This is a genomic window from Sphingomonas sp. PP-CE-1A-559, assembly GCF_004340965.1.
GTDB lineage: Bacteria > Pseudomonadota > Alphaproteobacteria > Sphingomonadales > Sphingomonadaceae > Sphingomonas.
Map to the genome: position 1 here is coordinate 26,615 of NZ_SLYA01000016.1, position 10,792 is coordinate 37,406.

At 56.3% G+C, this 10,792-nt stretch carries 13 protein-coding genes; 7 read left to right on the forward strand and 6 right to left on the reverse strand.

Annotated features, from left to right (window positions below; translation table 11 throughout):
* The 5 genes from C8J42_RS20245 to C8J42_RS19040 all read left to right on the forward strand — a co-directional run.
* Positions 1-1,818: YadA-like family protein (locus C8J42_RS20245; RefSeq protein WP_207897187.1), on the forward strand; the 1,818-nt coding region annotated here is incomplete at its 5' end.
* Positions 1,819-1,867: 49 nt separating this feature from the next.
* The gene (gene bamE, locus C8J42_RS19025; RefSeq protein ID WP_056678199.1) at positions 1,868-2,311 is read left to right on the forward strand and encodes an outer membrane protein assembly factor BamE; all 444 of its coding nucleotides are present in this window, start codon (positions 1,868-1,870) and stop codon (positions 2,309-2,311) included.
* Between the two features lie 140 nt (positions 2,312-2,451).
* Positions 2,452-3,129 (forward strand): SEL1-like repeat protein, encoded by a 678-nt coding sequence (locus tag C8J42_RS19030; RefSeq protein WP_165895567.1) that lies wholly within the window; start codon positions 2,452-2,454, stop codon positions 3,127-3,129.
* Between the two features lie 54 nt (positions 3,130-3,183).
* Positions 3,184-3,543: a TetR/AcrR family transcriptional regulator gene (locus C8J42_RS19035; protein WP_133021389.1), complete on the forward strand. Its 360-nt coding sequence runs from the start codon at positions 3,184-3,186 to the stop codon at positions 3,541-3,543.
* 290 nt (positions 3,544-3,833) lie between these two features.
* A complete protein-coding gene (locus C8J42_RS19040; RefSeq protein ID WP_133021390.1) occupies positions 3,834-4,187 on the forward strand; it encodes a hypothetical protein in 354 nt (117 codons plus the stop codon).
* On the opposite strand, the gene C8J42_RS19045 is transcribed toward C8J42_RS19040, so the two are convergent.
* From C8J42_RS19045 to C8J42_RS19070, 6 genes are all read right to left on the reverse strand, one after another.
* Complete coding sequence (locus C8J42_RS19045) at positions 4,154-4,495, reverse strand: aspartate/glutamate racemase family protein (RefSeq protein ID WP_243644623.1); 342 nt, start codon at positions 4,493-4,495, stop codon at positions 4,154-4,156. The genes C8J42_RS19040 and C8J42_RS19045 overlap by 34 nt on opposite strands.
* Positions 4,496-4,829: 334 nt before the next feature.
* Positions 4,830-6,149 carry a zeta toxin family protein gene (locus C8J42_RS19050; protein WP_133021391.1) on the reverse strand — a complete coding sequence of 440 codons (1,320 nt, stop codon included), beginning with the start codon at positions 6,147-6,149 and terminating at the stop codon, positions 4,830-4,832.
* Between the two features lie 2 nt (positions 6,150-6,151).
* On the reverse strand, positions 6,152-6,394 hold the full coding sequence (locus C8J42_RS19055) for a hypothetical protein (RefSeq protein WP_133021392.1): 243 nt from the start codon (positions 6,392-6,394) through the stop codon (positions 6,152-6,154).
* 213 nt (positions 6,395-6,607) lie between these two features.
* Positions 6,608-7,057 carry a BLUF domain-containing protein gene (locus C8J42_RS19060; protein WP_133021393.1) on the reverse strand — a complete coding sequence of 150 codons (450 nt, stop codon included), beginning with the start codon at positions 7,055-7,057 and terminating at the stop codon, positions 6,608-6,610.
* A gap of 333 nt (positions 7,058-7,390) precedes the next feature.
* Positions 7,391-7,969: a hypothetical protein gene (locus tag C8J42_RS19065; protein ID WP_133021394.1), complete on the reverse strand. Its 579-nt coding sequence runs from the start codon at positions 7,967-7,969 to the stop codon at positions 7,391-7,393.
* Positions 7,970-9,045: 1,076 nt separating this feature from the next.
* Positions 9,046-9,381: a hypothetical protein gene (locus C8J42_RS19070; RefSeq protein WP_243644624.1), complete on the reverse strand. Its 336-nt coding sequence runs from the start codon at positions 9,379-9,381 to the stop codon at positions 9,046-9,048.
* 412 nt (positions 9,382-9,793) lie between these two features.
* On the opposite strand from C8J42_RS19070, the gene C8J42_RS19075 reads away from it, so the two are divergent.
* Positions 9,794-10,063: a hypothetical protein gene (locus tag C8J42_RS19075; protein WP_133021396.1), complete on the forward strand. Its 270-nt coding sequence runs from the start codon at positions 9,794-9,796 to the stop codon at positions 10,061-10,063.
* A gap of 86 nt (positions 10,064-10,149) precedes the next feature.
* The gene (locus C8J42_RS19080; protein WP_133021397.1) at positions 10,150-10,623 is read left to right on the forward strand and encodes a hypothetical protein; all 474 of its coding nucleotides are present in this window, start codon (positions 10,150-10,152) and stop codon (positions 10,621-10,623) included.
* The last annotated feature ends 169 nt before the right edge of the window (positions 10,624-10,792 follow it).

Here is a 10,792-nt window from a genome sequence, read left to right on the forward strand (position 1 = left end):
GACAGTCTGACGACCGGCGGTACGGTGATCAACACGGCCGGCTTCACGAACGGGGCCTCCACGTTGGGCGCGACCGGGCTGACCATCGCAGGCGGTCCCAGCGTCACCACCGCCGGGATCAACGCCGGCAACCAGGTGATCGCCAATGTCGCGGCTGGTGTTGCGACAACGGATGCCGTCAATCTTGGGCAGCTCCGGGCGATCGGTGCCGTTGCCGACAACTCGGTGCAGTATGATGACGCGGCCAAGACCCGGACGACACTTGCAGGCGTTGCCTCGACCGACGGTGGCGTGACGGGCGGCACGACGATCAGCAACCTCCATCAGGGCGAGCTGACCGCCACCTCGACCGACGCAGTCAACGGTGCACAGCTGTTCGCCACCAACCAGCAGGTTACGGCGAACACCGGCGCCATCGCTGGCAACACCACGGCGATCACCAACCTGGGCAACAACCTCGCAAACGGTACGATCGGCCCCGTCCAGCAGAGCGGCACCGCTAACCGGCTGGCGCTGGTCGCGCCGGGCAGCACGGGTGCGGCACCTGGCGCGCTCCAGACGCTCGGCAACCTTGCCGCGGGTACCGCTGCGACCGACGCGGTCAATGTCAGCCAGCTGACGGGCGTGCAGAACCAGTTCGCAGGCGTCATCGGCGGGACCGTTAATCCCGACGGTACCTATACCGGCCCGACCTACACCACGACGGGCGGGACAACCGCGACTACGGTGCAGGGCGCGTTCGACAACTATAACACGGCCATCACCAACGCGGCCGCTACCGCAAACCGGGGCTTTGACATCACCACCGCTCGGACCGGGACGGGGACGGTCACGGGCACTGTAGTTGCCAATATCGCACCTGGCACCCGGCAGACGATCACGGCTGGTAACAACATCGCGATTGCCCAGAACGGGACCGACCTGACGATCGCCACCAATCCGAACCTGGTGGCCGACAGCCTGACAACCGGTGGTACGGTCATCAACGCGGCCGGTCTCACAATCGCTGGCGGACCGAGCCTTACGACCAATGGGATTAATGCTGGCGGGAAAACGGTAACGAACGTCGCGGCGGGGTCAATTGCTGCCGGATCGACCGATGCGGTAAACGGTTCGCAGCTTGCCGCTACCAACAGCAGCATTTCAGCACTTACCACTATTGTAGGCGGCAGCACGATCGGAGCCGTTCAGCGCCCCGGCACTGGCGACCGGCTCAACCTAGTGGCGGCAGGCGCTTCAGGTGCTGCCCCAGGCGCCGCACAGACGCTGGCGAACGTCGCAGCCGGTCTACTCGCAGCCGGTTCGACAGAGGCGGTCAATGGTGGTCAGCTCGCCGCGACTAACCTCGCGCTCGCGACACTTGGACAAAGCGCGGTGCAATATGATGATGCAACGCGCACTGGGGTCACGCTGAACAGCGGCGGATCGCCGGTCGTCCTTCGCAACGTCGCCGCAGGCACCTTGGCGACCGACGCGGTCAACGTTGGGCAACTGGGATCCGGACTGGCGAGCACGCTGGCAGCAGCTAATGAGTATACCGACGTACGGATCAACGCCGTCAACTTCGATCTACAGACCTACAAGCGTGATGCGAACGCCGGCACGGCCGGAGCGTTGGCTTCAGCGGCGCTTCCCCAAGCCTTCGAACCGGGCAAGAGCCTCGTTGCGGGAGGCGTCGGTACATACCGTGGCCAGGCCGCCTTCGCAGTTGGCGTTTCGCGGATCTTCGACGACGGCCACACCATTCTGAAGGCCGGCGTCAACCGCGACACGCGTGGAAACAGCGGTGCCAATGCAGGCATCGGGTACCAGTTCTGACGAATAGCGGGTCGCGTCATGCGACCCGCTCCTCCAGCGGAGAAACATCATGAAGCAGTGTGTTAGTTTGATCCTTACCTTGGCCGCGCCGGCGAGCCTCCTCGTACCAAATGGCGCGGCCTTGTCCCAAGTCGCCACTATGTCTGAGCCATCCCCACGACCACTCGTCGATGGCAGCGCATTCAAGACAAAGTCCGCCTATGATCGGAAAAAGGGCATCGTCATCCAGCCTTCGATGGTCAGATTGATCGTGCCAGGTATGGACAAGGACGCGGTCTACCGCATCGTCGGCGCGCCGCATTTTGGCGAGGCCATTACGCGCACATTCAATTACATCCTGAATCTTACGACAACAGGCGACGACCCGATGCGCTGCCGGATGCAGGTGGTCTTTGGAACTCCTCAGCAAGGACCGCTTGCCAGTCGTCGGCCAATCGTTCTGCGGGTTGTGTGGCAGACCTCAGGATGTGCTGACCGGGTAGCTGCAGGATGAGGTCAGCATGGCGGAACCACCGCGTAGCCAGCCGCGGCTGGCCTAACATCCGAGCCTGGCGCAAGCATGCGTTACGCATCGTTCTCGCGCTTCTGGCGTCACCTGTCTCGATCGGTAACGCTCAAACGGCACCCGTCGACGTGCACGTCTTTGCCGAAGACACAGCGCGAGAGGTGGCGGCCTTGGTAAAGCCGGATGCGGTTCTGATCGTCGATTTGCCCGACGGCTATTTCAAGATGGCGGTAGTTGCGCAGCTTGAGGCCAGAGGCTTCGTGGTCTCAACGAAGTCCATAAAAGGGGGGATACCTACTCGATTTTTGCTGGCCGACGGCGGGCGCGGTAGGGCGGCGAGAGTCGACTTGGTGGTCGGTACAACGATGCTCTGGCGCAGCTATGACCGCTCGAACGGTAAGGCTTCGGGGGTGTGGAGAAATCAGGCACCAACACCGACGCCGGTCGATCAGAACATGGATGAATCCGGACAGCTGTATCAGCTTGGCCGCACTATCGAACATCAATCGCCTGACCGCGCGATGAATTATTACCGGCTTGCGGCGGCATTGGGCCATAAAGAAGCCAACCTACGCCTTGGGCTGCTTTTGATTGCGAACGGCAAAGCCGAGGATGGCATCCGGTTTATTACCGTCGCCTCAAATGCTGGCAATGCCCAAGCTGATTACATCCTTGGTTTGGCGTATCTTAACGGCACCGGGATCGTAAAGGAGCCAATCCGCGGCCGGAAATTGCTCCGCAAGGCGGCAGATGCTGGTATAGCTGCGGCTACGCAAGTTCTAGGGCACGAGGTAGCTGGCAGATAAAGTGGCGTATCCGATAGCGACTCCACAGTCATTAATTTTAGTTAGGACATTGCTATGGTAACGTTTACTCCCGGAGTACTGCCAAATATGCGACTTTCATTCGTCAGGCGTCGCCTCCAATTACTTGACGTCGCCTGTCATTCTATAGAGGCGGACGGAATATCATCTTTACGATTCTTTGATATTGCGAAAAGTGCCGGAATAACCGCATCCGCGATCTACCGATATTTTCCTAATCTAGACGCACTGATGCTTGACCTGCGTGAGCACTTTTTTTATAAAAGTGATTTGTTGAAACAGATCTCGGGTTACCTTGCCAAAGAACCGAATTTTGAACCTGTTGGCGTAATCGGGGGCAATTCGATTGAGCTATGTGGCGACGCCATGAACGAGCGACCTGAAACGGCTTGCTGATCAGCAAAAAAATAGTCAGCGGCTTACTATGGCCCAAGCTATGGTAATTCTAAGACTCATGACCGCCGTCCCCTTGGCAGCATCATGCTCACTGGGGCACTGCCAATCTGGTCGCTAAAGTAAGGCCGGTTCACGGATAAACAGCTTACTTGAGGGCGATTAGCCGTTTAGTATAAATTGCAGCGGTAACCGGAAAAATATACTACCCGATCTGCCGTGTTTTTTGGATGATATTCACCAATCTTGATGTGGATCAAAGATCATCGAGTTGATTTATATCAGTATGAGTTATGATTGGTGATAAGCGGCGCTCGGAAATTGCACGGATAATATTATCTACTCGCGAACTTCGCGATAAAACATTCCCTCAAGGCATGTTTAATGACCATGCTTGGGTCATAATGCTTAACCTTTTTGTTGCCCAGATTGACAATAGAACGTTATCCAAAGAAAAAATAATTACTATATCCAAGATCGAGCCTGGCTCTGGTGCGCGTTGGTTAAAATATCTGATCGAAAGTGGGCAGGTATTAGACGTGCAAAATGGCAAAGATGTAGTCTTGTCTTCAAAGTCCGTCGATAGGATGAGATCATTATTTGATGATATCAATTACATCTCTAATATTGGCTGGAACCACGAATGACGCACGTTAAGGCCGTGCTTATCGGTGAGCCTTCCCTTGTAGAAGGCGTGTTCCATCGTGAACGCAGTGCAAAGCAGTCCGACCTTCTTGAGGCCGGCCGCCTTGATGCGTCCGGCCGTGGGATCAGCGATATGAAGAAGGGGAACACCTAAAGCAGCCTGAACGTCCGCGACCATGCGGTGCATGGTGTTGGTGCAGATCAGCAGCACGTCCGCACCACCGGCTTCGAGGCGTTGTGCCGCGTCGACCATCCGCGTCGTCAGACCCTGCCAATCGCCCTTGTGCTGCAAATCCTCGATTTCCCGCAAAATTGAGCGACCACGGGAAGCAGCGGGCGGATGCTGTCGGGCCGAGACAATCTCGCTCGCTCTCATTGATAATGCGGTAGTATTCGGCAGAACTTTCCCAGCTCATGCCTCGGATCAGGCCAATCGTCTTCATGCCCTAGTACCCCCCGCTTTCGTGTACCGTCTAATCACCACATATGAGTTTCGAGAACCCCGTCACGTTCTCCTTTTTCGATCCCAATCGGGACGGTCGGGGAGCTTAGCGTACGATTCCGAACATCCTCTGGCCGGTCCCCATTACGGGGATGGGTGTGTGATACCCCGATATCAGGCCGAAGATTTTAGCGGCTAAAATTCACCGGGAGAGTTTTTGGTTATTGCTCTGCTGTTGTGTTCGCGATTCAGCCATCGCCTGCGCCCTGTGCTGCCGCTCTGCGGCGCGGAAGGCCATGCCCTCTTTTGCCAACTGCGGGTCGCGGCGCTGGACCTTCGTAACCGCGGCTTCTTCAACCTTACTTGGATAACCGGGGATAGGGGTTTGGGTGTAGGGAGCGATGCGATCCCGGCGGGCCACATTGTCGGATATCGCCTTGGCGCTCGCATCCCACTGGCTGCGCCAGTCCGCTTGCTTGGCGGCATGTCCCGGCATCCATGTCGGCCCGCCGGGCTTCGCGGCTGTAATCTCTCCGTGCGCCTTGTTCAGCGCAGTCCACTTATCCACTAGCCGCTCATCAAGGCTTGTCGCGCGGATGACGATCCGCTTGCCCTCCTCAGAACATGCACGCTCGAACTCGGCTGCGCTTTCGGCCGGGGAAGGGCTGCGCTTCACTGCCGCGTCACGAAAGCTATCAACCTTCTGCTGCTCCTGCGGATCAGCGCCACGATCCTTCATCAAGCTAGAGGCGGTTTCCCAACTTGCGGCGGTATCACGAAGCGTGCGTGCGTTGGGGTTCTGGTGGGCGTTCTTCAACGTCTCCGCCATCTGCTCATCCGGCACCCATTGACCGGCTTCCAAGCGGGTACTGCCAACGACATTGCCTTGCCGATCATAAAGAACGATCGCATCAACAATGCCCTCAGCCTGCAAAGTCCCGATTGTCGAAACTAAGCCGGAGACGGCTTGATCGTGGAAATCATCAGTTACGCCACGACCGAAGCCAGTCGGGGAACTCTTGATCTGTACTTCGCGCCGCTCATACGTGCTGGCGTGGCTCAAATCAGGGGAGACAGCCATGCCGTGAATCTCGACGCGGTAACCCTGCTCCTTGAGATTTTCGATGCTCATTCGAGCATACTTCACGTTGGACAGCGTACCGTCGTAAATGATGTTTCGCCGCCCCTCGGCGGCCATCTCGACAACCCGCGCACCGATGGTCCCCGCATCCTGAAAAGCCGCGCCGGGGATATTCAAGTCGCCGCTGGCGATCCGTTCACGCATGTATGGCAGGGTCGGGCGGATGGCGTCGGGATCGACGACGATCGCCGGCTCCTTGATGCCCTGAAATTGCACCGACACACGATTAACGATCATGCTTTTGCCGGAACCGGGTTGCCCGGCGGTTAAGACCACTTTCGGCTGTGCTACAGCCGGGGCGTCTTCCATGGCGAGGTCAGCAATCAAACGCGAATGCGCCTCACGCTCGGCGTCTCCAAGCGGCTTTTGATCATCAGCCATGCTTACGCGTGAGCCGTGTAGTTCTCGCGCGCCTGCTCCACTAAAGGGCCACGGCTAGTCTCCGGCCGATTGCGGATCGCGTTGTGCTCGCGCAACGCCTGCTTGGCGCGATCCTGTTCATCGCCAGTGGTGGCCTGAACAGTGTCGAGAAGATCCGCGTAGCGAAGCGCCCAACGCTCCTTATGCAGGTACGAAAGGTTCCTATCGATACCCTCGATGATCTGGTTGAGGCTGGTCTTGCTCACGGGCCTTCCTTTCCGCTCCGCTATAACACTTGGCCGGTTAATTGAGTAGCATATAGACGCTTTTAGTCGTCAGCGATGGCGCTGCGAGCATGTTGTGATCTGAAAGAGAAACGCCCCGCTGCGGGAGGGAGCAGCGGGGCGTCGTGGCCGGCGGGGCAGGGGGGGGAAACCGCACCGGTCGAAGTTAGAACAGCGGTCGTTTGGTTCTGTTCCCTACTCCGCTTTACCAGCATCGCTAGACAGGACGATTTTATACAGTCGCTTCGATGACGCCGTGCTTTCGCCCATTGCAAAGCCGATCATAAAGCTAGTGCCATACGCGCTCGCCTCATCGCCGCCAGCGCAGCGCATCGACCAACTACCGAACTGGCGGGATAGGACGGATCGATCCAACAATACTTCGATGTCGGTGTGCCTCGGGTCACTGCGGATACGATCCATGGTCAATTCAACCTGATCGGGATCGCCTTCGATTACCTGTGCAAAGCTTGCACCATCGAACCAAAGCATCCCCGTGACGCCGGCTGTATTATTCCAAGCGATTGATGTTGCAACGATGGCGTCTATCTCGCGGGGATTTCCGACAATAAGCGATCTGCTGACGTAAATTATTCGGTGCATCGCTAACTCACGATTCCGGCGTTTCGTGCGGTGCTGGGTCAACGCAAGGTTGATCTCGAGCCTCGGTTGCAGACCAACTAAGGCGTTTTGCCGTTTCTTCCGCGGCGTCTGCCGACAGGGTTACAGCGATCCCTCCAGGACCAGATATAACCACGCATCCGTCCAGCGCTGCAACGTCGGAGGGCGTATTATGGATCGGGACACTCAACCGCTTCCTCCTGTCTGGTTGGGACACAACCCACGGATCTAATGCGGTTTCCCCACAAACGGCGATTTGAGGACAAATCGACGTTCTCAAAAGGGATGGTTTAACGAGAATGTGCTGGTTGGAGAGGCTAGCGGGCTTAGCGGCGTTCGAATGTCTCGGACACTGTGTTAGCTCGACGGCCCTTCCTGGCGAACGCACGTGAAGCCATTCATCGGATTGTTTTTTGTTACTTCTTTCTGCGCGGTGCATCTTCGCAGATTTCCGAACATAGATACCGCCAAGGAACGCAGGCTCGTGGCGGCTTCGCCGCAATATGGTGCCGCTTCCAAGAACTCGTTTTTGTAGGAGGCGATCTGCAAGGAGGTCAATCGGCTACACTTCTCAAGTGTCGAGAAAAATGCTCTACCACTATTCTGCCAGTCCCCGCTTGAACCGGGTTTAGTTTGGTAAGCGGTAAAGCCTGCAAGCCCACATGAATTTGGCATATCTGGCGCAGTTGGAAATAGAAAATACCTGCCCAACCATCCGCCATCATCCTCATACTTGATCAGTATTTGACCATCGGAAGATGACCAGATTAATCGAGCCATCGGCCTACAGGGCGCGTAGTGCAATACTGCCATGGGGGGATCACGCGCGATACAGTCTTCGCGTTCTAATTTGAAGGGACCTTGCGCAGCAACGGGCGACCTTTGCAGATCCCGAAGGACGTAGTCCTGAGCGATGAAGGCGATTAAGGTGAGCACTGATCGAGGCTATCTTCTAAAGCGAATGTCCGCAATCGGGATGCTTGCTTCGGGCAGTGTCCGCGATCGGGCATCTGTCGATCCCGCGCTTCCTAAAAAGGGACGGCGATCAAGACGGCAGCGACGTTCCCGTTGGGATCGAATTTCGGCAATGTCCGGGTTGGGCAGGTATAACGGCCTGACCGTTTTCAGGGAGATTGGCGCGTAAGCGGAAGTTCGCTAATGAGCCATGGCGCTAGTTTTTTTCGGCCCCTTTGCTCATCCTGAATGCTACAGACGCTCAAAAGTCTTAACAACGAAAACAATGGCTCAATGGTTGTATGGATACGGAACAAAGATGAGGGGCTTTCTCGGCGTTGGTTCTGATAGCCGTCGTTCCGACGTCCGATTAGTGGCTTTTTGCGCCTTCGCCCGTGTCAGATATAGTTCGGCATCTGTTACCATTGACCGAGCCACTTCTGGCGATAAAGGTGCGGTTTTAAACTGGATCGCTGCTGCTGGCACACTTCGCAGAAGTACCGCACACTGAAAGAATAGTCTTAGTCCGTCTGGCGCCGGACAGAACATTGTATGGTCTTCATCCAGTTTCGTTTGCACACTATTCGACGGATATTCGTTAAATCCAAGCCGATACCCGCCACCAGAGCTCTTTCCGGTAAATCCCCTGCCTAGATCAATGTAATATCTAGCGTCGACTGAACTACCCGATTTTGGCCTGTCCGGAACTAAGCGAGCATACGCACGCGTCTTTGCTCCCTCCTCTATTCGTGCCTCTACGGTTCCTTTTGGGAAATATAGTGTTATGCCATTATACTGGAATGGGGCTGTATCCGGCACTCGTGGTGCTGGTGCTCCACAGCCAGTTGCTGCAAGCGACAGCAGGCATGCAATGGCGGGGCCTGAATGAGCTGACATACGGGTTTCCATGATCGAGGGATGCGGTCTTCAGCGCACTGAGGCAACAACGACGTCCGCTTTCGAGTTAGCTGTTGGGCCGCCCGAACGTCCGCAACTGGGCGCTTCCGCCCTAGCGGATTAGCGCCGCGACGACCGTGAACAACGTGGCCCCGGCATTGTCAGCGACGCGCTTCGAACCAATCGGTCGCATCCTCCCCGTAAAGCAGCAAGATTGCCAACCCCTCCAGCGCGAGTTGGACAGCGGAGGTTGCGATAATCGCTGTGTCATACTGCGCAAGCGGCTGGATCAGCCCTGATCCACGCAGAAGCGCAACACTCGTCATGACACCGAGAAGCCAGCGCAAAGCTAGCGCAGTGCGAGCCGCGTGCGACGCCGAAACGAGCACCACTAACATCAGGAACAGGGCTAGAGCCAAGCCGACCGCCCGGATCACCTGGATCCGCATGACCAACGTCGTCATCGCCTCAGGTGCGATCGGAAAGGCGAAGCTCATCGTGTGCGTGGCATAATAAGTCAGTGCCGCCGAAAACATCAGACTGATCGCGAATAAGGTCGCGAACAACCGGATCGAGAGGGATGTCGCCAAGTTGCCTACTCCGGACGCGTGGGGCCCATTCCAAGTGGAAACGCAATCTAGCCCCCAAGGCCTTCTCAGCCCTTAACATCCGCGTCGGCCCGCCCTGTCGCGGGCTTCTCAAAAACGATCCATCGCGAGAAAGCTGGATCGGGAAAGAACGGCTCGGTACCGTCTAAAGCCCCCCCGTTATTCGCTCGGGATGCATTAGGTTTTGCATCGTTAGGATATCAAGGTTCACGCGGTTTGGTAGCGGATAATACAAAAGCGGAGCTTGAAAATGAACGAGATGGACAAGCAGACCGATATAATAACGAAACTCGCTTAACTAATGATTGATCAGATTGAGGGTCCTTTTGAATCCATCGTGTGCGAATACGAATATCTAGAACGCTACAGCACGGTTAGCAGTTCGATTTCGGTCATACTACATGGGACGCAGAAATATCCAGAGACTGCGGCCGGATTTGCGACCGACAATGTCGAGCTCTGCATGAAGCTTCGTGAGTTGATGAGATTTCATACGGGAGGGGAATGGGGCTCGTTTACCCTTTCGCTAGCTGCGAGCGGCGAAGCAAAAACAGAGTTCTATTATTCATAATCGGCGACGCCTAATCATCATACTCATCGTGAGAGCAATGACTGAGGTGGCGTGTGCGAGGAAGCTGTTAAGGCAGGACTTTTCGAATGGCTGTTGATCCGGAATTCATTGCCGCAGTGGCGAGTTCGAACGTCTGCGCATTATATTACGCCCTGTGCGATGAATATCCGTTGCGCTTAAGGATACCTAGAACGACATTGGCGAAGACGGCCGTGCTGGAGGCAGCGGCAGCGAGGGAACTCCCTTTAGAAAAACTGAGAGGTCCGGGAGCGGTATATCGCCTTTCATCGCTCCCAGAAAACTTGAGCCTTAATGTGATTATTCAGGGCGGCGGATCCTTAGAAACCGATTTTACCGTGCATTATAGGGATAGGCCCCAAAGAGACGGCTTTGCCCAACTTTGCTATAGTGCTCGTATATTCACCGGGCAGCCACCGTGCCAACCACCTTATCCCCGTCCAACATGCCTGTCGGTTGACGAGATTTTGCCGGTGATCAAAAGGCTTGATGAATTAACCCGAATTCTCGGGAGCTTTTCCGGCCGACCTTCAACCTGCTGAATTATCCGGCACAGTGCGTTCGCGATTGAAAGCGGCCATGCCGCTTTCATCTCCAACCGGCCATTCCCAAAATTCGATCGAATTTTGAGACTGGCTACGATTTCTCAAATTGCGAAGGCGGCTGCGGTTGTAGACAGATTACCGATCAGGACGTCTCGTAAAAGCGCGC

Coding starts and splice junctions, on each gene's coding strand:
- bamE (WP_056678199.1), top strand. CDS start 1,868: ATGAAGCAGTGTGTTAGTTTGATCCTTACCTTGGCCGCGCCGGCGAGC.
- C8J42_RS19035 (WP_133021389.1), top strand. CDS start 3,184: ATGGTAACGTTTACTCCCGGAGTACTGCCAAATATGCGACTTTCATTC.
- C8J42_RS19040 (WP_133021390.1), top strand. CDS start 3,834: ATGATTGGTGATAAGCGGCGCTCGGAAATTGCACGGATAATATTATCT.
- C8J42_RS19050 (WP_133021391.1), bottom strand. CDS start 6,149: ATGGCTGATGATCAAAAGCCGCTTGGAGACGCCGAGCGTGAGGCGCAT.
- C8J42_RS19070 (WP_243644624.1), bottom strand. CDS start 9,381: ATGAGCTTCGCCTTTCCGATCGCACCTGAGGCGATGACGACGTTGGTC.
- C8J42_RS19075 (WP_133021396.1), top strand. CDS start 9,794: ATGATTGATCAGATTGAGGGTCCTTTTGAATCCATCGTGTGCGAATAC.
- C8J42_RS19080 (WP_133021397.1), top strand. CDS start 10,150: ATGGCTGTTGATCCGGAATTCATTGCCGCAGTGGCGAGTTCGAACGTC.